Source organism: Massilia eburnea (assembly GCF_050709955.1).
GTDB classification, from domain to species: Bacteria; Pseudomonadota; Gammaproteobacteria; order Burkholderiales; family Burkholderiaceae_D; genus Rugamonas; species Rugamonas eburnea_A.
This window is the reverse complement of sequence record NZ_JBNZFX010000002.1, coordinates 265,349-284,132: the sequence shown is the minus strand read 5'-3', so window position 1 is coordinate 284,132 and position 18,784 is coordinate 265,349. Positions and strand designations below refer to the sequence as shown.

General features: G+C 62.1%; 25 protein-coding genes and 2 pseudogenes. 21 read left to right on the top strand and 6 right to left on the bottom strand.

The genetic code is table 11. The features are described 5' to 3' along the window. The 11 genes and pseudogenes from ACQ4MM_RS02780 (at position 1) to ACQ4MM_RS02730 (ending at position 7,960) form a co-directional block, all read left to right on the top strand. Positions 1-909 carry an MBL fold metallo-hydrolase gene (locus ACQ4MM_RS02780; RefSeq protein ID WP_431475931.1) on the top strand — a complete coding sequence of 303 codons (909 nt, stop codon included), beginning with the start codon at positions 1-3 and terminating at the stop codon, positions 907-909. Positions 910-1,172: 263 nt separating this feature from the next. After that, complete coding sequence (locus tag ACQ4MM_RS02775; RefSeq protein ID WP_431475930.1) at positions 1,173-2,615, top strand: hypothetical protein; 1,443 nt, start codon at positions 1,173-1,175, stop codon at positions 2,613-2,615. 58 nt (positions 2,616-2,673) lie between these two features. Then, positions 2,674-3,375 carry a DUF4140 domain-containing protein gene (locus tag ACQ4MM_RS02770; RefSeq protein WP_431475929.1) on the top strand — a complete coding sequence of 234 codons (702 nt, stop codon included), beginning with the start codon at positions 2,674-2,676 and terminating at the stop codon, positions 3,373-3,375. Then, the gene (locus ACQ4MM_RS02765) at positions 3,350-3,637 is read left to right on the top strand and encodes a DUF4139 domain-containing protein (RefSeq protein ID WP_431475928.1); all 288 of its coding nucleotides are present in this window, start codon (positions 3,350-3,352) and stop codon (positions 3,635-3,637) included. The genes ACQ4MM_RS02770 and ACQ4MM_RS02765 overlap by 26 nt, the downstream gene beginning before the upstream one ends. Further along, the gene (locus ACQ4MM_RS02760; RefSeq protein WP_431475927.1) at positions 3,582-4,271 is read left to right on the top strand and encodes a DUF4139 domain-containing protein; all 690 of its coding nucleotides are present in this window, start codon (positions 3,582-3,584) and stop codon (positions 4,269-4,271) included. The genes ACQ4MM_RS02765 and ACQ4MM_RS02760 overlap by 56 nt, the downstream gene beginning before the upstream one ends. Positions 4,272-4,281: 10 nt before the next feature. Then, positions 4,282-5,278, top strand: a pseudogene (locus tag ACQ4MM_RS02755) (NAD(P)H-dependent flavin oxidoreductase). Positions 5,279-5,742: 464 nt separating this feature from the next. Next, positions 5,743-6,180 carry a hypothetical protein gene (locus tag ACQ4MM_RS02750; RefSeq protein WP_431475926.1) on the top strand — a complete coding sequence of 146 codons (438 nt, stop codon included), beginning with the start codon at positions 5,743-5,745 and terminating at the stop codon, positions 6,178-6,180. After that, positions 6,161-6,751 (top strand): extracellular solute-binding protein, encoded by a 591-nt coding sequence (locus ACQ4MM_RS02745; protein WP_431475925.1) that lies wholly within the window; start codon positions 6,161-6,163, stop codon positions 6,749-6,751. Before ACQ4MM_RS02750 ends, ACQ4MM_RS02745 begins: the two co-directional genes overlap by 20 nt. Positions 6,752-6,841: 90 nt before the next feature. Further along, the gene (locus ACQ4MM_RS02740) at positions 6,842-7,174 is read left to right on the top strand and encodes a TonB-dependent receptor plug domain-containing protein (protein ID WP_431475924.1); all 333 of its coding nucleotides are present in this window, start codon (positions 6,842-6,844) and stop codon (positions 7,172-7,174) included. A 2-nt stretch (positions 7,175-7,176) separates the two neighbouring features. Beyond that, positions 7,177-7,749 carry a hypothetical protein gene (locus tag ACQ4MM_RS02735; protein ID WP_431475923.1) on the top strand — a complete coding sequence of 191 codons (573 nt, stop codon included), beginning with the start codon at positions 7,177-7,179 and terminating at the stop codon, positions 7,747-7,749. Then, positions 7,742-7,960, top strand: coding sequence for a hypothetical protein (locus tag ACQ4MM_RS02730; protein WP_431475922.1), 219 nt, complete (start codon positions 7,742-7,744; stop codon positions 7,958-7,960). Before ACQ4MM_RS02735 ends, ACQ4MM_RS02730 begins: the two co-directional genes overlap by 8 nt. A gap of 363 nt (positions 7,961-8,323) precedes the next feature. On the opposite strand, the gene ACQ4MM_RS02725 is transcribed toward ACQ4MM_RS02730, so the two are convergent. Then, the gene (locus tag ACQ4MM_RS02725; protein WP_431475921.1) at positions 8,324-8,449 is read right to left on the bottom strand and encodes a hypothetical protein; all 126 of its coding nucleotides are present in this window, start codon (positions 8,447-8,449) and stop codon (positions 8,324-8,326) included. A 119-nt stretch (positions 8,450-8,568) separates the two neighbouring features. Here ACQ4MM_RS02725 and ACQ4MM_RS02720 point away from each other — a divergent pair, with 119 nt between their 5' ends. The 10 genes and pseudogenes from ACQ4MM_RS02720 (at position 8,569) to ACQ4MM_RS02675 (ending at position 14,354) form a co-directional block, all read left to right on the top strand. Next, on the top strand, positions 8,569-8,919 hold the full coding sequence (locus ACQ4MM_RS02720; protein WP_431475920.1) for a TonB-dependent receptor domain-containing protein: 351 nt from the start codon (positions 8,569-8,571) through the stop codon (positions 8,917-8,919). 101 nt (positions 8,920-9,020) lie between these two features. Beyond that, the gene (locus ACQ4MM_RS02715; protein WP_431475919.1) at positions 9,021-9,188 is read left to right on the top strand and encodes a hypothetical protein; all 168 of its coding nucleotides are present in this window, start codon (positions 9,021-9,023) and stop codon (positions 9,186-9,188) included. After that, entirely contained in the window at positions 9,166-9,456 is a 291-nt protein-coding gene (locus tag ACQ4MM_RS02710; RefSeq protein ID WP_431475918.1) for a hypothetical protein, read from the top strand. Before ACQ4MM_RS02715 ends, ACQ4MM_RS02710 begins: the two co-directional genes overlap by 23 nt. 280 nt (positions 9,457-9,736) lie before the next feature. Next, positions 9,737-10,048 (top strand): hypothetical protein, encoded by a 312-nt coding sequence (locus tag ACQ4MM_RS02705; protein ID WP_431475917.1) that lies wholly within the window; start codon positions 9,737-9,739, stop codon positions 10,046-10,048. Between the two features lie 510 nt (positions 10,049-10,558). After that, positions 10,559-10,864, top strand: a complete 306-nt coding sequence (locus ACQ4MM_RS02700) for a hypothetical protein (protein WP_431475916.1) — start codon at positions 10,559-10,561, stop codon at positions 10,862-10,864. 32 nt (positions 10,865-10,896) lie between these two features. Further along, complete coding sequence (locus ACQ4MM_RS02695; RefSeq protein WP_431475915.1) at positions 10,897-11,244, top strand: hypothetical protein; 348 nt, start codon at positions 10,897-10,899, stop codon at positions 11,242-11,244. A gap of 45 nt (positions 11,245-11,289) precedes the next feature. Continuing rightward, positions 11,290-11,634 carry a hypothetical protein gene (locus tag ACQ4MM_RS02690; RefSeq protein WP_431475914.1) on the top strand — a complete coding sequence of 115 codons (345 nt, stop codon included), beginning with the start codon at positions 11,290-11,292 and terminating at the stop codon, positions 11,632-11,634. A gap of 78 nt (positions 11,635-11,712) precedes the next feature. After that, positions 11,713-12,240, top strand: a complete 528-nt coding sequence (locus ACQ4MM_RS02685) for a hypothetical protein (RefSeq protein WP_431475913.1) — start codon at positions 11,713-11,715, stop codon at positions 12,238-12,240. Then, positions 12,212-12,928, top strand: a pseudogene (locus tag ACQ4MM_RS02680) (response regulator). The gene ACQ4MM_RS02685 and the pseudogene ACQ4MM_RS02680 overlap by 29 nt, the downstream one beginning before the upstream one ends. Further along, the gene (locus ACQ4MM_RS02675; RefSeq protein ID WP_431475912.1) at positions 12,921-14,354 is read left to right on the top strand and encodes an ATP-binding protein; all 1,434 of its coding nucleotides are present in this window, start codon (positions 12,921-12,923) and stop codon (positions 14,352-14,354) included. The pseudogene ACQ4MM_RS02680 and the gene ACQ4MM_RS02675 overlap by 8 nt, the downstream one beginning before the upstream one ends. A gap of 2 nt (positions 14,355-14,356) precedes the next feature. On the opposite strand, the gene ACQ4MM_RS02670 is transcribed toward ACQ4MM_RS02675, so the two are convergent. From ACQ4MM_RS02670 to ACQ4MM_RS02650, 5 genes are all read right to left on the bottom strand, one after another. Further along, positions 14,357-14,938: a hypoxanthine-guanine phosphoribosyltransferase gene (locus tag ACQ4MM_RS02670; protein ID WP_431475911.1), complete on the bottom strand. Its 582-nt coding sequence runs from the start codon at positions 14,936-14,938 to the stop codon at positions 14,357-14,359. 95 nt (positions 14,939-15,033) lie between these two features. Further along, on the bottom strand, positions 15,034-16,290 hold the full coding sequence (locus tag ACQ4MM_RS02665; RefSeq protein ID WP_431476000.1) for a phenylacetate--CoA ligase family protein: 1,257 nt from the start codon (positions 16,288-16,290) through the stop codon (positions 15,034-15,036). Beyond that, on the bottom strand, positions 16,290-16,643 hold the full coding sequence (locus tag ACQ4MM_RS02660; protein WP_431475910.1) for an MmcQ/YjbR family DNA-binding protein: 354 nt from the start codon (positions 16,641-16,643) through the stop codon (positions 16,290-16,292). The genes ACQ4MM_RS02665 and ACQ4MM_RS02660 overlap by 1 nt, the downstream gene beginning before the upstream one ends. A gap of 4 nt (positions 16,644-16,647) precedes the next feature. Further along, positions 16,648-17,448, bottom strand: coding sequence for an ABC transporter ATP-binding protein (locus tag ACQ4MM_RS02655; protein WP_431475909.1), 801 nt, complete (start codon positions 17,446-17,448; stop codon positions 16,648-16,650). A gap of 7 nt (positions 17,449-17,455) precedes the next feature. Beyond that, positions 17,456-18,760 carry an ABC transporter substrate-binding protein gene (locus ACQ4MM_RS02650; protein WP_431475908.1) on the bottom strand — a complete coding sequence of 435 codons (1,305 nt, stop codon included), beginning with the start codon at positions 18,758-18,760 and terminating at the stop codon, positions 17,456-17,458. Between the last annotated feature and the right edge of the window lie 24 nt (positions 18,761-18,784).

Genomic DNA, 18,784 nt, shown 5'->3' with positions numbered 1-18,784 from the left:
ATGAAGCTACACCCATCCATCCACGTTTTCGAACGCGGCTGGCTCTCCTCCAATAATGTCCTGCTGTTGGGCCGACATGACGCGGCCATGATCGACAGCGGCTACGTCGCGCACAAGCAGCAGACGCTCGACCTGGTGCGGCACGCCCTGCACGGCCGCCGCCTGGACCGCCTGTACACCACGCACCTGCATTCCGACCACTGCGGCGGCAATGCGGCGCTGCAGGCGCACTTCGGCTGCAACACTTACATCCCCGAGCCGGAAGCCGACAAAGTGCGGCACTGGGACGAGGAGGCGCTCAGTTTCAAAGCCACCGGCCAGCAATGCGAACGATTTTCCATCGACGGCGTGATCGCCGCCGGTGAAACGCTGACGCTGGGCGACCTGGAATGGCAGGTGCTGGGCGCGCCGGGCCACCATGCCCACTCCGTGATCTTCTACTGCCCATCGGAGAAGGTGCTGGTATCGGCCGACGCGCTGTGGCAAAACGGCTTCGGCGTGATTTTCCCCGAGCTGGAAGGCGATGAAGGCTTTGCCGAAGCTGCAGCCACCCTGGACGTGATCGCCGGCCTGGACGTGAAAGTCGTAATCCCTGGCCATGGCGCCGTGTTCGACGATGTGGAAGCCGCACTGTCGCGCGCCCGCCGCCGCCTCGATTTCCTGTCGGCCGACCCCAAGCGCAATGCGGAGTACGCGGTCAAAGTCCTGCTCAAATTCCTGCTGCTGGAGCGCCAAAGCATGCCGGCAGCCGACGTAGTCCCCCTGTTCGCCTCGATCCCCCTGATGCAAGCCATCGCCAGCCGCCACCTCGGCATGAGCACCGAGCAACTGGCCGCCTGGGCCATCAAGCAACTGGTACGCGCCTGCAGCGCCCGCGTCGAAAACGACATCCTCCTCAACGACGGCTGACTTCGTGTCACACCGTGGGGTCACACCCGAAGTGTGACACGAACCCATCTATTTCATAGCCGAGCCCGTGTCACACTCGGGGTGTGACCCCAAGGTGTGACACGGGCTCGGCTATACTGGGCTGCATGAGCGCCCAATCCCCGCATGTCCGGCATGTAAGGCAGGTTCTTTTATGGCCCTTGCGGTTGATGCCGCCTGATGGGGCGGAGCGTGCGCATGCGCGGCCTTGGGAACTTCTGGGCGCTGATTCGCCGTGGCGCGAAGTGACTTCAGCGCAGGATGCGAGCGCTGCGTTCCAGGAGCGCTATTACACCGAGTTCGTCAGCTTCCTGCCCTATGTGCAGCGTTTCCTGTTTGGCGCCGGCCAGCGCCGTATCTTCCGCCGCAAGGATATCGCCAGGGTGCGCGTGACGACCCATCCCGGCGCCGCACCACGCGTGCTGGATGTGCACAATCTCTGCCTGCATTTCTTCTTCGACGTCGATATCGTGCTGCTGGTAATGGAAGTCGGCGCCAGCGACCTGCCGTTCGATGAAGCGCAGGAGCTGCTATACCGCTTCGGCCGCGCCTACCCGGCCGGCTGGGACGACGCGGGCAACGCGCTGCATTGCATGCACGGCGTTGAATGGCTCGATGCCGATGGCCGCCTGCTGGTGCAAACGGATGCGCAGGAGCGGCAAGCTTTCATTGACCATGTGGTGCGCCACCAGGCGCCGCGCATCGCCTCGCACTGGCGCTACCTGCTGGAGCCGATGGAGCCGGATGCACCCGGAGCCACGGCAGCGCTGCGCTACCGCCAGGTAGAGTATTACCGCATGCCGATGATGGCTTACCTCGCCGTTGACCGGCCAAGCGAGCTGTCGCCGGCTGATTTCGCGGCCTTGGGCACGATGGCGGGAACCTCTTCCGCGCCGGCCGATGCCCAGCGTACGCAGTCGGACGGGGTGGACCGCCGCTATTTTTACGACCGCTTCTGGTGTGACGGCGGGGCCGCCCCTTACACGCGCTACGTCTGCAGCGGCTACGCGCTGCTTGTCGTCGGCGACGCAGCCTCGCAATTCTTCTGCTGCAAGGAGCGTGGCGTGCTGTCGCAATTTCGCCACCAGCACTTCCTGCTTTTCATGATCGCCCACCTGCAGAAGGCGTCGCTGCTGATGTTCTCCGACCGCCTGGCGGAAGCGCTGACGGAGCTGCAGGTGGCTGATGCGGATAGCGTGCGCTCGTTCAAGCGCCGTATCCGCTACTCCTTTGAGAGCTTCTTGCGCTTCACGCACCGCTACTGGTTCACGGAAGTCTCGGACCAGCAGCAGATCCGTGCCCTGTTCCGGATGTGCGGCCAGCATCTCGACATCGAACGTGCCTACGCGGAAGTGAAAACCCGTGTGGCTGATATGAACGGCTACCTGGAGGCCGACAGCCTGCGGCGCCAGGCCAATACCGTGGTGCGCCTGACGGTGGTCACCATCTTCGGCATGATCGGCACCATTACCACCGGCTTCCTCGGCATGAACCTGCTGGCCGAAGCCGATGCGCCGACGTCGCGCCGGGTGTGGATCTTCGCTTCGGTGTTCGTCATCACCACCGCACTGACGGTCTACACCATGGCGAAATCCAAGCGCCTGTCCGATTTTCTCGATGCGCTGTCGGACGAACGCCTTTCCATCTGGACCAAGGTGAAGGCCCTGGCCTCGGTGTGGCGTTCCTAAATTGACAATACTATACGGGCACTGCAAGATCAGGTTTTCCATCGCCTGTGAAGCCGTCATGAAGCCAAGCCGTATCGCCGCTGCAGTTGCCCTTTGTTTCTCCCTGCAGGGAATTGCCTGCGCCAACAATGCGCCGATCTCGCGCGTGACCCTGTATTCCGGGATCGCCAGCGTGGAGCGCAGCGCCCAGGTTTCCCCTGGCATGAGGGAGCTTGAAATCACCGGCCTGCCGGCCAATTTCGATGCGCAGACGCTGCGCATCCAGGCCTCGCCGGGAGTGCAGGTCGGACAGGTCGTGACGCGTGATGTGGGGCAGGCGGATGCGGTCAGCCCGCGCGAGGCGGAGCTGGAGGCGAAATTGCAGGCATTGGAAGACAGCCGCGATTTGCTGAATGTGGAGATCGAGTCGTCCGTCCTGGTGAAGAATTACCTGTCCAAGCTGAATGGCGGCGAGGGCGTTCCGAGCCAGGTTGACGGCAAGTCGCTCGCTGCCGCGGTCGACACGATCAAGCGCGGTGGCCGCGAGGCGCTGGCGCAGATCCAGCGCACCCAGGTTCAACTGCGCGAGATCGACAAGAAGATCAAGACCGTGCAACGCGAATTGGAAAAAAGTGCGCAGCGGGGCACGCGACCAGCGCAGTATCACTATTGCTGTCGCTGCGCAGCAGGCCGGCAGCGTCCAAGTGTCCTACCAGGTGAACCGCGCGGGCTGGAAGCCTGCTTACCGCGCTTCCTTGAACTCCACCACGTCCACCATTGACCTTGAACGCATGGCTGTGGTGGCGCAGAAGTCCGGCGAGGACTGGACCGGTGTCGAGATGCGGCTGTCTACCGGCCAGCCGCGCCTGTCGCCGCAGGCGCCTGAACCTGTGCCGCAGCGTTTGACCTACTACCCGCCACGGCCGCCGCAGGAATCGCGCGCGTTGGCGGAGCCGATGTACGTACCGGCGCCCCCCTGCGGCCCCGGTGGCGGTTGCCGGATCACGCATTGCGTCGGACAACTTCATCCCTCCTGTACTTGAGACGCAAGGCACCTTCGATACAGAATTCTCCGTGCCGAACCGGGTCACCCTGGCCTCCGACGGCCGCGAAATTACCCTGCCCCTGTCGACCCTGAAGGTCGCCGCCAAGCAGCGCGTTCGCGTGGTTCCTCGCCAGGAAAAATTCGCCGTGATCACGGCGGAAGCAGAGCGTCCCACTGGCGTCTGGTTGAGCGGAAATATCCAGCTGTTCCGCGATGGCGGCTATGTCGGCGCTACCTACTGGAATACCCAGACTTCGGACAAGCTGGCGCTGTCCTTCGGCCGCGATGAGCTGGTGCGCGTCACGGTTGATCGCGCGGACCAGCAGTCAGGCAGCCGCGGTTTCCTGTCGCAGCGCGGCGAGCAGCAGGTCGCCGATGTGTTCACCATCAGCAGCTTCCACAAGGCGCCGGTCGAACTGCTGGTGCTGGAATCCACGCCGGTCAGCGCGTCGGAAGAGATCAAGGTAAAGCAGACGTTCTCGCCGCAGCCGGGCATCGCGGCGTGGGAGCAACGCCAGGGCGTCGTTGGTTGGGAAAAAACCATGGCGCCCAACGAGACCATGAAGATCAACGTCGGCTACACCATCAGCTATCCCAAAGAAGGTACAGTAAGCGGCATGCATAATTTCTAAGGACAGGTCCATGACACTACCCGCCGTATTGCAGAATCTGACGCTCCCAGTCATTGCTTCGCCGATGTTCATCGCCAGCGGCCCCCGCGCTGGTGGCTGCGCAGTGCAAGGCGGGCATTGTCGGTTCTTTCCCGGCGCTGAACGCGCGGCCGAAAGAGCTGCTCGATACCTGGTTGACCGACCTGCAGAAGGAACTTGCCGACTACCAGGCCGAGAATCCCGGCGTGCGCGTGGGTCCGATTGCGGTCAATCAGATCGTCCACCATTCGAATGAACGGTTGGAGCACGATGTGGAAGTGTGCGTGCGCCACAAGGTGCCAATCATCATTTCCTCCTTGCGCGCACCGCCTGTGGAAATGTTGGATGCTATCCACAGCTACGGTGGCATCGTGCTGCATGACGTGGTCAATATCCGCCATGCGCAAAAGGCGCTGGAAGCGGGCGTCGATGGCCTGATCCTGGTTGCCAGCGGCGCGGGCGGCCATGCCGGCACGATGTCGCCTTTTGCGCTGGTGGGCGAGGTGCGGCGCTTCTTCGACGGCCCTCTGGCGCTGTCCGGATCGATTGCGACCGGCGATGCGGTGTTGGCCGCGCAGGCGATGGGCGCCGACTTTGCCTATATCGGCTCGCGCTTCCTGGCCACGCAGGAATCAAACGTCACCGAAGACTACCGTGAAGCCATCATCGAATCGTCGGCGGCGGACGTGGTCTACACCAACCTGTTTACGGGCGTGCATGGCAACTACCTGAAGAAGTCCATCGTGGCGGGCCGGCCCTCGATCCGGAGAACCTGCCGGAATCGGACAAGACGAAAATGAGCTTCAACAGTGGCACTGCCAAAGCCTGGCGCGATATCTGGGGGCGCAGGCCAGGGTGTCGGCTTGATGCACGACGTGCCGACAACCGCCGAACTGGTGGAACGGCTGAAGACGGAATACAACGCTGCGCGCCGCTCGCCTGCAGCTTCGCACGTAATAAATGCGCGCGTTTTCGTAATGTTTTTGTAAGCGCTCATTACGAGGCGTGAACGCAATCACCGGGCTGTGGCCGCCGCTCTGTAAAGTTTTTGTAAGCGCGGGCCCCCGCTTCTTCTGCAAAATCCTCATAAGAATCAACGGTTTTGCGCCCGCTACTTCGCACGCGATGGCGTCGCTGGTGTCACATTTTTTCACGGTGTTAGCATGAATTTACTGATCGACAACACCCCGTGGAGAAGCCTCCGTGCCAAACCAGCCGTATCCTGCGAGCCGCACTAGTTCTGGCGCTGACGTGCTCCAGCGCCGTACGCGCCGGCACCCTGGTGCTGGAGAGCTGGCGGGGTTGACGACAAGGCCCCTGTGGGAGGACCGTGCTGCTGCCTGCGTTTCGAACGCAAGTACCCCCGGCATCTCGGTAAAGTTCTCGCCTACCGCTCCCCACTGAATACGACACCAGCCTGGCCGCGCGCCTTGGCAACGGCACCGCAGGCGATATGCTGGCCTGCCGTCCCTTCGATACTTCGCTGTTGCTGTATCGCCGCGGCTACCTCGAAAAGCTGAATGGCAAGGCCGGCATGGAGAACTTCGCGCCTGGTTCCCTGGTCGCCTGGCAGACCGACGATGGCAAGGATATCTTCTGCATGCCGGTCGCCTCGGTGATCCACGGCTTCCTGTACAACAAGAAGATCTTCCGCAAGCTTGGCCTGCAGCCGCCCGCGACGGAAGCGGAGTTCTTCGGTGTGCTGGATGCAGTCCGTAAAAGCCAGTACGCGCCGCTGGCGCTGGGCACCGCCGACGAATGGCTGTCCAGCCAGACTGTGTTCACCAACATCGGGCCGAATTATTGGGGCGGGGAGCAGGGGCAGGCGCGCGCTGATTGCCGGCAAAGCGAAATTCACCGATGCGCCTTTCGTGGCCGCGTTCGAATTTGAGGCACGCCTGGCAGCGTACCTGCCGAAGTCGGCCCCGGTGCAGACCTACCGCGATGCGCAGCTCCTTTTCGCCCAGGGCGGCGCGGCAATCTACCCAGCCGGCTCCTGGGACATCTCCTATTTCAACCAGTTCCCTGAGCTTGAGCTAGGCGTCTTCGCGCCACCGGTGCAACTGGTGGGTGACCGCTGCCAGATTTCCGACCACATGGACATCGGTATCGGCATCAACCGCAAATCGCGCAACAAGGCCGATGCCTACAAGTTCCTGGCCTGGCTCGGCTCGCAGGAATTCGCTGATTTGTACACCAATCGCGTGATCGGCTTCTTCACGCTATCGAACCACCTGATCGCCGTGCGCGATCCGCTGGCCAAGCAGATGGCCGCCTGGCGCACGAGCTGCGATTCGAACTTTCGGCTCAACGCGCTGATCATGAACCGCGGCTTGCCCAATATGGAAAGCGAGCTGTGGTCAGTGAATGCGCAAGTCTTGAACGGGAAGCTGGGCGCACGCGAGGCGGCGGCCCGCATACAGAATGGTTTTGCCAAGTGGTATCTGCCACAGCAGGAATGATCACACTCCCCCAAGCAGTGTGTTGGCCCCGGCATGGGGAGTATGCCGGGGAATTTTTTGCAGCGCTTTAGAGACGATAAGGAAAAAGAAATGAACGGAGCACCGCTAGGAAGGAAGAAACTACCGCAGTTGATCGCGCTGATGTTCGGCACGCTGGCACTGCATCATGTGCAGGCACAGACTGCAGACGGCAACGATGCCTTGCAGTCTGTGGAGGTTCGCGGCATTCGCGAAACGCTGAAACGCAACCTGGCCGAGAAGCGCGACGCGCTGAATGTGGTGGATTCCGTCACGGCGGAGGACCTGGGCAAGTTCCCGGACAAGAACGTGGCCGATTCCCTGCAGCGTATCCCGGGCATTTCTGTTGACCGCACCTGGGGCGAAGGCCGCGATATCTTCGTACGCGGCACCGACAAAACCTGAACATGACGCAGTTGAACGGCCAGTCCGTCGCTTCGGCCTACTGGTGGAAGAACGACGCGCAAAGCCGCGGCTTCAATTACGACATTCTGCCGTCCGAGCTGGTTGGCAGCCTGGATGTGTTCAAAAGCCCTTCGGCCGATCTCGATGAGGGCAGCATCGGCGGCCTGGTGATCGTGCGCACCCGCAAGCCGCTGCAGTTCAAGAAGCCCTTCACCGCACAAGCCTCGGCGGAAGCAACCTACAGTGACCTGCCGAAGAAAACCGACCCGCAGTTCTCCGGCCTGGTGAACTGGGTCAACGAAGCCAAGACTTTTGGCGTGCTGGTGGCCCTGAGCCGCCAGGAGCGCACCATGCGCCGCGATGGCCTGGAGAATTTCACCGACGCGACCAAATACAACATCGTCGACCAGAATGGTGCGGTCACCCCGAATGCCCTATGCCTCCTGGGGCGGCGGCACGCCGATCTTCCGCCAGGACCGCGAACGCACCACGGGCAACATCACCCTGCAGCTGCGTCCGACACCGCAATCCGACATATCGCTGAACTACCTCAATTCCGATATGAAGATGGATAACAGCAACCAGAACTACCTGTGGCAGATCGGCGGCCTGGCTGACGCGAACAATAATATCCGTGTGGATAACCCGCGCTTTATCAACAACTCGGATGGCGGAAAATCCGTAGTGGGCGGTACCGTGGGTCCCGTAAACGGCGTGTCGTTCGAACCGATTTATCGCGAAGCCTATGTGAAATCGAAAGTGCTGGACCTGGGAAGGCAGCTATGACGGCGACAACTGGAAGCTGCATGCACAGGCCGGCACGACTTCCGGTTCCGGCGGCAGCAAGCATGACCGCAACTTCTGGTTCACGGGGAACACCCGCGCCACCATCAATATCGCGCCGGACACCTACGAGGTGAAGTACCTCGATATGAGCCCACTCGATCCGACCAAGCTGACGCTGCAAAGTGCGCGCGACTGGATCCGCCGCATGGAGAGCAAGGAAAACTATGGCCAGGCCGACCTGACCTTCGACCTGGAAAATCCCTACATCAAGTCTGTCAAAGTAGGCCTGAAGTACCGCGACAACAAGGTGCAGAACCGCCGCACTATCGGCACCGTCGGCCCGGGCAGCGTTGGCTGGATTCCTTACACGCTGGCCGACCTCTCCACTGGCGCCTCGCCGAAGATCAGCCAGGAGGCCGCCACTGCCGGCTCGCTGACCCAGTTCGCCTGGGTGGATGACGGCCTGGCCGCGAGCAAAGGCTTTGCCATGTACGACAAAGGCATGGTCTACAAGGAGGCCAAGGGCGAGTACTACCGCATCCAGGAGAAGATTTCGGCGGCCTATGTGCGGGCCGATTACGCCTTCGACAAGTGGCGAGGCGACTTCGGTGTGCGCCTGGCGCGGGCGCACCAGGCAGACGTCGGACGCCTACCAGGACCTGGACGGCACCGGCAACTACGCGCTGGGCAGCGTAGGCCGCAGCTACACCGATGCACTGCCGAACATCAACGTCGTATACGACTTCCGCAAAGACCTGCTGCTGCGTGCCGCCGCTTCGCGCGTCATGGCCCGCAACACCTTCAGCGACCTGAGTGCCAGCACGGAGGTCAGCGGCACCACCAATGCCGCGACGGCGGGCAATCCGCTGCTCAAGCCTTACCACGCCAACCAGTTCGAGATCGGCGCGGAATGGTACTTCGCCGATGCATCGCTGCTGTCGGCCCACCGCCTTCTCTAAACAGCTCGATACCTTCATCTATACCTCGACTGCGATGGAGAACGTGGCCGGCGTGCAGCGTCCCGTGACCCCGTCCGCATAACGCCGACAACGGCGCCAAGGTGAACGGCCTGGAACTCCAGTGGCAGCAAGCGTTTGGCAGCAGCGGCTTCGGCACGGTGGTCAACTTCACTTACACCGATGCCAAGACCGGTGCGGTGGCGGGCGGGGCGCAAGCTGAACGTGATCGGCAATTCGAAGAACCAGATGAATGCCAGTGTGTTCTATGAAAAGAACAGCTACAGCGTGCGCCTGTCGTACAACTATCGCTCGAAGTCCTACGGTGGCCTGGACCAGGGCGGCCAGGACGTGACCAGCGCTTATGGCCAATGGGACGCCACCGCCAACTGGGACATCACGCCGCAGTTGAGCATCTTCGCGAGCGCCGTCAACATCGGCAATGAGCTGATCCGCACCAAACACTACCGACGGTTTGCCGGTTGGTGTGTAACGAGAACGGAGCGCGTTACAGCGTCGGCCCTGCGCGGCAAGTTCTGATTTGCCGCAACGCCCCCTCCCGCCCGGGAGGGGGCTTCCCTATCTTTGCCCTTCGGATTCACATGCACAAAGAACAGACCCTCGAGATGGGCGGCACCCAAGCCGTCCCCGGCGCCAGCGTGGCGGTGGCCATGACTTTTCATCGGCCTGATGTTTTTCATTCTTGGATGCGCCACCTGGCTTAATGGATCGCTGATCCCCTTCCTGAAGATCGCTTGCGACCTGAATAACTTCCAGTCCCCTGTGGGTCACCTTTGCCTTCTACATTGCCTACACCCTGATGGCATTGCCGTCGGCCGCGGTATTGCGCCGCACGGGCTACCGGGCGGGGATGTCGATCGGCCTGGCCGTAATGGCTTTCGGCGCGGTGCTGTTCATTCCTGCGGCACGCGCGGCGTCTTACCCGCTTTTCCTGCTGGCGCTGTTCACGCTGGCCAGTGGCATGACCTTGATGCAGACTGCCATCAACCCCTACATCGTCTGCATCGGCGCCCGTGAAAGTGCAGCTACGCGCATCAGCATCATGGGGCTTGTTCAACAAGACAGCTGGTGTGTTGGTGCCGCTGGTGTTCAGCGGCATGATGCTGTCTAGACTTTGGGCGCTACTCGGATGCGACGCTCGCTGCCATGAGGTGCAGCCGACAGCGCGCTGCTGCGCAGCCAGCTCGCACAACGCCTGGTGCTGCCGTATGGCCTGATGGCTGCCGGCCTGCTGGCGATGGCAGTCATCGTGCGCTTTGCGCCGTTGAGCGAGATCCCCGGCCAGCAAGCCAGCAGCGACGAGGGCACTTCGCGCTGGGGGTGTGCTGCAATTCCCGCAATTGGTGCTGGGCGCGCTGGCGCTGTTCGTCTACGTGGGTGTGGAGGTGATCGCGGGGCGATACCATCGGCTTGTATGGGCATAACCTGCATGTGGATAAATTCGGCATCCTCACCTCATACACCATGGGATTCATGGTGGCGGGCTATATCGTCGGCATCGTCGCGATTCCGCGCTGGCTGTCGCAGAAACAGGCGTTATTGCTGTCCGCCGTGTGCGGCATCGTGTTCTCCTTCGGCGTGATCCAGGGCTCGGCGACCGGCAGCGGGCCTGTCGCAAGCGATGCTGGGCGCGTTCGGCGTGCCGGCAGTTCCGGATACGGTGATGTTCCTCGCCATGCTGGGCTTCGCCAACGCGCTGGTATGGCCGGCAATCTGGCCGCTGGCGCTGGAAGGCCTGGGGCGCTACACCGCCAGTGGCTCGGCGCTGCTGATCATGGGGATCGCGGGCGGGGCGCTGCTGCCAATGCTTTATGGGCACCTGTCGGACGTCTCCGGTTCGCAGGCGGCATACTGGCTGCTGCTGCCGTGCTATGCCCTGATCCTGTTCTATGCCGTAAAAGGACACAAAATGACTTCATGGAGATAGAATTGCCGGATCGTTATCTGCTGGAGTAGTAGGTGCACAAGTTCCACCGGCGTTTGCAGATTGTGCGCCTGGCGCGCCTGCTCTCATTTCCCCTGATGCTGATGTCTTTCCCCGCCCAAGCGGCCGCGCCTTCCTTGCAGGTGCTGCACTGGTGGACTTCGGCCGGGGAGCGTCACGCCGCCAATGTGCTGGCGGCGCGCCTGGAAGATGAAGGGGATCACCTGGCAGGACGCGGCAATTCCCGGCGGGGCCGGGCCTGGGGGCGGGCAAGGTCCTGCGCAGCCGGGGTCCTGGCGGGTAATGCGCCGGATGCGACGCAAATCATCGGCGGTTTCCATCGGGGAGTGGGCGGAACTGGGCCTGCTGCTCGAGCTGGATAGTGTTGCTAACTCCGGCAACTGGAACAAGGCCCCTGTTTCCCCACTGTGCGTGACCTGGTCCGTCATCGCGGCCATGTGGTGGCGGCGCCGCTGGGCATCCATCGCATCAACACCCTGTTCTATAACCGCAAACTGTTCGAGCGCCTCAACATCGTGCCGCCCGTTACGTGGCCCGAATTCGAGAAGGCGGCGCGCCAGCTGCGTGCCGGCCGGCATAGCGCCTCTGGTACAAAGCAGCCGAGCCGTGGCAGGTCGCCACCTTGTTCGAGAACCTGCTGCTGGCGACCGGCGGGCCCTGAATATTATCGCGAGCTGTTCGTGCGCCAAAAGCCCGCAGGCCGCTGGCAGATCCGCGCCTGGCGCAGGCCTTGCAGCGGCTACGCACCATGAAGACCTGGATGCTTTAACCCGGCGGAGGAGCAGCCTTGGACCGAAGCAGTCAAGCGATTCGCACGCGGCGAGGCGGCCATGTTCGTGATGGGTGACTGGGCCAAGGCTGAACTCAATGAGTTGGGACAGAATATCGACGCCGATTTCTCCTGCGTTCCGCTGCCCGGGACCGACAACTACCATCTCTACAGCGTGGACACGCTGGCCATGTTCGTCAACGATTACAGCCACCAGGCGGCGCAGGAAAAACTGGCGAAAGCCGTGATTGTCGCCCGCTCGCGCAGCAGCAATACAGCGCCGCCAAGGGCTCGGTACCGGTGCGCCGCGATGCCAACCCCGCAGCAATGGATAGCTGCGCGCGTTCCTCCTGGCGCGTTTTTGCTCGCGGTGCCGCGGCGCAGGCGCCAAGCCTGGTGCACCGCATGGGCCGCCGATGAGGAAAGCCGCGATGCCATCATCGCCGAGCTGCACCGATTCTACGTGGATGACGGCGTGACGGCTGCGGAAACGCAGCGCCGCCTGGCCGGCCTCCTGCGCACCCTGAACCTCCGCTCACACAAACAGCAAGGAAGCCAACATGCCACGCAAGATACTGATCGTCGATGACGACCAAAAAACCCGGCTGCTGCTCAAGACCTATCTGGAAAAGAACCAGTATGAGGTGATCCTTGCGCACAACGGCGAAAGCTTCCTGGCCGAACTGCACGCGCACGAAGACCAATTGTCGCTGGTGATCCTTGACGTGATGCTGCCGGATACCGACGGCTTCGCGCTGTGCCGCATCGTGCGCCAGCGTTCCAACCTGCCGATCATCATGCTGACCGCCAGTTCGGACGAAACCGACCGCGTGGTAGGCCTGGAGCTCGGTGCAGACGATTACATCGCCAAGCCATACAGCCCCGCGCGAACTGCTTGCGCGCATCAAGGCGATCCTGCGCCGCGCCGGGGCCGATCCCGCTCCCACGGTGCGCGCCTACCACTTCAACGGCTTCACACTGGACCTGGCGGAACGCAACGGTGATCGATAGTGAAGGGCGCGCCGCTGGCGTTGACCGGGCTCGATTTCCAGCTCCTCAAATATTTCGTCGAACATCCCGGCGCGGTGCTGGACCGCAGCCTGCTGTGCGAGGAGACGCGCGGCCGCGATTCGGGGCCGCTGGATCGGTCCTTGGACGTGCAGATCAGCCGCCTGCGGCTGCGCCTTAACGACGATGGCAAGCAACCCATGCTGATCAAGACCGTGCGCGGCGCTGGCTATGTGTTCTCCGCCACGGTGGCGGTGACGCATGCGTAAGCTTTGGCCGCAATCGCTGCTGGCGCGGCTGTCGCTGGTGATGGTGGCGGGGCTGCTCCTGACGCAGGTAGCGGTAAGCACGCTGTGGACCTTGCAACTGCGCGACAAGACCCAGGCGGACGTGAAGTCGGCGGCGCAATACCTGGGGCAAGGCGCCGCCAGTTCGATCCGCTTCTTCCGCAGCCTGCCCCCGAGCTACCGCAGCCTGCTGATCCAGCAGTTCCGCGAAATGGGCGGCACGCGTTTCTATGTTGCGCTGAACCGTGATCAGGTCGAAGTGCAGCAGATCGAGCCGAACGCACTGGCCCGGACTGCGCTTGGCGCCCTGGAGGCAACGCTGCGCAAGGACCTGGCCGGCGACAATCGCCTGCGGCTGGACTTCGCCTGGCCCGACCAGCTGAGCGTGTCGCCTGACGGAGTGCGCGTCGGTGAGCTGCCGGAAGCGTGGGTGCGCCACATCCTGCTGCTCAAGCCCGATCCGGCACCGATCCTGGTCATCCAGACCGAGCTCGAACCGGGCAACTGGCTCTACCTCGCCACGTTGATGCCCAATCCATATTTCTTGAATAGCAACGACCCGCTGTCGCCGGACAAGCTGGTGGTGCAAGGTGTATCGCTGGCGGTGCTGTTGCTGCTCTCCATCCTAGTGGTGCGATCGATCACGCGCCCGCTGGCGGCGCTATCCGATGCTGCCGAGGCGTTCGGCAAGGATGAACATGCGCCAGCCTTGCCAGAATCCGGCAGCCGCGAGTTCGTCAACACAGCGCGTGCCTTCGGCGCCATGCGCGAACGCATTGCCAAATACATCAAGGACCGCGAACGCCTGTTCATCTCCATCTCGCACGACCTGCGCACGCCGATTACGCGTCTCAAGCTGCGCGCCGAGCTTCTTGACGACGATGCTCTTCGCGGTGAATTCGAGGAAGACCTGGATGAGCTGGACATGATGGTCAAGGGCGCGCTGCAATGCGTGAAAGACAGCGATATCCACGAGAATCCGACCGAAGTAAAGCTGGACCCGCTGATCCGTCGCCTGGTTCGCAGCGCGGAACTGGCAGGGCACAACGTGGCTTATGACGAAAGCGGCATCGCCGTACGTGGCAAACCGTTAGCCCTGAAGCGCGCCATCGGCAACCTGCTGGACAACGCCTTGTTTTACGGCGAGCGTGCGCAGATCAGCGTGCACTCTGCGGGCGGATGGACCGAAATAGCGGTGCGTGACCATGGTCCCGGCGTGCCGGAGGAGGCCATAACGAGTTTGCTCGAGCCTTATGTCCGTCTCACCCATGGCCGCGAACGCAACGACACAGGCATGGGACTTGGCCTTGGCATCGCCAAGGGGATCGTGGACGGACATGGCGGCCAGCTGCTGCTGGCCAATCACCCGGACGGCGGCCTGAATGCGGTGATCCGGCTGCCGGGTTGAGTTCAGCCCTTGCTCAGGTCTGCAGGATTGATCGCCCACAGGCCTGGCAGGTTACGCCAGTAGCCGTAAGCGTCCATGCCGAAGCCGACCACGAAGCGGTTCGGAATGGTCAGGCCAACCAGATCCGCTTTCACAGGTTTGGTCTTGCCGATATCCTTGTCGCAGAAGACGGCGATGATGACTTCCTTGGCGCCCATTTCCAGCAAGCGTTCCTTGACGTGCGCCAGGGTCTCGCCTTCGTCGAGGATGTCATCCAGTACGATTACGGTGCGGCCGGAAACGGTCGGGCGCGGGACAACTTTCCACACCACTTTGCCGCCCTGGTCATCGTCGCCGTAACGGCTGACGTGGATGTAGTCGAATTCGAGCGGGAATGTGAGCTGCGGCAGGATGTTACCGGTGAAGACGACAGCGCCGCCCATCACCCCCAGCACCAAGGGAAATTCCTGTCTGGACGGATCACCGAAGCGGTCATTCAGCGTGTCGGCCATGCGGCTGACCGCTACCTGTACCGCTTCCTTGTCGAAGAGCTCTTCTGCGTTCTGGAGCAGGCTGCGTGCGCGGTTGTGGTGAAAGTCTTGCATGATGTTTCTGAGGCAGGTCAAGAATGGTTCAATTATCCCGCCATTCCGCCGCACGCCCTAGGAACAGTTGGATTTACGCCACACGCGGCGACATCTCAACTGTAATCGCGCACATCGTCGATGATCTTGCCGTCATTTGGCAAACTGCCGCGCGGCTCAAAGCGCACTTCGCCGCGCAGTTTGGTGATGTCGCGGATGGTGGCGACGATTTCGGTGGCTTGCGCCTGCAGCGCGGGATCGTCGGTTTCGCAATGCAGCGTCATGGTTTCGTCGGCGATCTTGCCGGAGACGACCAGGCGCGCCTTGCCCATGCCAGGGTGGCGGCGCGCGATCTCGTGCACCTGGGACGGGTGGACGAACATGGCGCGCACCTTGGTGGTCTGGTCGGCGCGCCCCAGCCAGCCCTTGATGCGGGTGTTGGTGCGGCCACAAGCCGATGGCGCGGCATCCGTCAGCACGGCCGACAGGTCGCCGGTGGCAAACCGGATCAGCGGGTAGTCGGGATTGAACAGGGTGACGACCACCTCGCCCACTTCTCCCGGCGCCACTGGCTCGCCGGAGCCGGGACGCACGATTTCCAGCAACACCTCTTCGTCCAGCACCATGCCAGGATTGAGCTTGCCATTGCTGCGCGTTTCGTAAGCGATGCTGCCAATGTCGGCGGAGGCGTAAGTCGAAATCACTTCCGGCACGCCATGCTCGGCGAACCACTGCCGCAGCGATTCAGGCAGTGCCTCCGCGCCCATCATGGCGCGTTTGACGCTGCTGATGTCCGTGCCCATTTCGGCGGCCTTCTCGATGATGATCTTCAAGAAGGATGGCGTGCCGATATAGGTGTCGGGCCGCAGTTCCGCCATCGCCTGCACCTGCAATTCGGTCTGGCCGGCGCCGGCGGGAATCACCGTGCAGCCGATGCGTGCCGCACCGCCTTCCACCATGAAGGCGGCGGGGGTGAAATGGTAGGAGAAACAGTTCTGCACCAGGCAGCCCGGCCGCACGCCGGTGGCAAACATGGGGCGCGAAAAACGCCACCAGTCGATCGAGCGGCCCTCGGGGTCGAAGATGGGGCCGGGGGACATGAAGATGCGTCCCAGTTTGCCGGCAGGGGTGCTGTTCAAGCCACCGAAGGGACGTTCCTGCGCCTGCAGCGCCTTCAGGTCGGACTTGCGCGTGACCGGCAGTTGCGCCAGGGCTGCGCGGCTGTTGATGCGGGTGGCATCGATGCCGGACAGGATGCGTGCCCAGCCAGGCGCGGATTGCGCCTGTGCCACCAGCAGCGGCAGGCGCTCCATCAAATCGCGTTCGCGTTCGGCGTGCGGGCGCGTCTCGAGGCTGTCCAGGGTTTCGGCCATCATGCCGCTCCTTCAATCTCGCGTTGCAGTTTCTTGGTCAATTTCGCAAATACCAGCTCGTGCGAGCGCTTGAGCAGCGCCTTCGCTTCCGCATCCGGTAGTTTGGACAGGTCCTGCACCATTACCCACTTGGCGCGCGCCAGGTAAGGTGCCGGGATGATGCCTTCACGGTCCGTCAGCTCCAGGAAGCGGTCGTCGTCCACCTTGAAGCTGATCGACTTCTCCTTTTCCTTGGCATCCATCACAGCGAACATCTTTTCACCGACCGAGAACACCAGGTTGCAGTCCCATTTGATGTCTTCGGTGGCGCCAGGCAGGTTGCGGCAATAATCTTTTGCTTTAGTCGGATTCATATAGTTAAGCTAACCAGCGTTTGCGTCGGCGATAAAATTTCATGTCGCGGAAGCTCTTGCGGCCGGCACCGGACATGCCGAGATAGAACTCTTTGACGTCTTCGTTGTTGGCCAGTTCGCTGGCCTCGCCTTCCATCACCACCCGGCCGTTTTCCAGGATGTAGCCAAAGTCCGCGTAGCGCAGCGCCACATTGGTGTTCTGTTCCGCAAGCAGGAACGACACGTTCTCCTTGGCGTTCAGATCCTTCACGATGCCGAAGATCTCTTCCACGATCTGCGGCGCAATGCCCATTGAAGGTTCGTCCAGCAAAATCATGGAAGGCTTGGCCATCAAAGCACGGCCGATGGCGCACATCTGCTGCTCGCCGCCGGAAGTGTAGCCAGCCTGGCTGTTGCGGCGCTCCCGCAGGCGGGGGAAGTAGTGATAGACCTTCTCCAGCGATTCCTTCATTTCGCCGCGCGACACACTGCGTGTATAAGCACCCGTCAGCAAATTTTCCTCGATGGTCAGGTGGCCGAAGCAGTGACGACCTTCCATCACTTGCGACAGCCCGCGCTTGACCAGCTCATTGGGCGTGAGCTGATCGATGCGTTCCCCCTTGAATTGCACCTCGCCCTTGGTCACGTCGCCGCGCTCACCGCGCAGCAGGGTCGAGATGGTCTTCAGCGTGGTGGATTTGCCGGCGCCGTTGGCGCCCAGCAGGGCAACGATCTTGCCCTGCGGGACCTGTAACGACACGCCTTTCAGCACCAGGATCACGTGGTCGTAAATGACCTCGATGTTATTTACCGACAGGTAGCTCATAGGCTTCTCACTTCATGCAGGCAGGCGTGATCTTTTTCTCAGCGGCGTATTTGCCGGACGATTCGTCCACCAGCTTGCGCAGCAGGACTTTGTCGCCCACCACCCAGTTCGGCGTCACAGCCTTCCAGGCCTTGCCATCCCACTGCTGGACTTTCACGGCGCCGGAGCCCTCATGGTCCTCGCAGGAAGTCTTCACAGTCGGGAACATGTTGTAGACGCCGAGCGCCTTCTGGCGTGTTTCGTCGATGTTCAGGTTTTCGAAGCCCCAGCGCAGTTGTTCGCCGGTGACCGCTTTGCCCTTGCCGAATTTTTCCTGCGCGGCGCGCATTGCTTCCACATACATCACGCCTGCGGTCAGGCCGCGCATGTGGTAGACAGAGCCAATTCGCGCCTGGTCGGTCAGGTTGCCCTTGCCGCCGGCATAGACCTTCTTGCGCAGTTCATCCAGCAGCGGGTAGTTGCCCGGGGTGTTGAAGGTCATCGAGGTGTAGCCTTTCGCCGCATCGCCCGATGGCACGGTATCTTCCTCGGAGCCGGCCCACCATACGCCCAGCATTTTCTCGCGCGGGAAGCCGTTGCGCTGCGCGGTCTTGATCGCGACGGAGTTCATCACGCCCCAGCCCCACAGGATCACGTAGTCCGGCTTGGCCTGGCGGATCTGCAGCCATTGCGACTGCTGTTCGCTGCCTGGCGGAGCGACAGGGATCTTGACCAGTTCAAAGCCGTATTGCGCGGACATCGCTTCCAGCACCGGCAGCGGTTCCTTGCCGAAGGCCGAATCGTGGTACAGGTGGACGATCTTCTTGCCTTTCAGCTTATCCATGCCGCCGCTCTTCTCGCCCAGGTATTTCACCATCGCTGCGGCCTGGCTCCAATAGTTGGAGATCAGCGGGAACACGTACGGGAAGACCTTGCCGTTGGCTGCGTCGGAGCGGCCGTAGCCCAGGGTCGTCATCGGAATTTTGTCCTGCGGGATGCGGTCCAGGATGCCGTAGGCGATGCCGGTGGACAGCGGTTCGACCACAGTGGCGCCGCCGTTCTTGGTTTTCAGGCGCTCATAGCATTCAATGCCGCGCGACGGGTTGTACTCGGTCTCGCATTCTTCCCAGCTGACTTTCACGCCATTGACGCCGCCGTTGGCATTGACCAGGTTGAAGTAGTCGATGATGCCGCCATAAAAGCCGGAGCCACCTGCCGCATAAGGACCGACGCGGTAGGAGGGCAGAGCGACGAATTGATCGGCTGCTTGCGCCCATGCGCTGCTGGCGACGATGCTGCTTGCTACGGCGATGCCAAATACGAACGATTTCATGTGATGTCTCCAGGTTTTATAGTT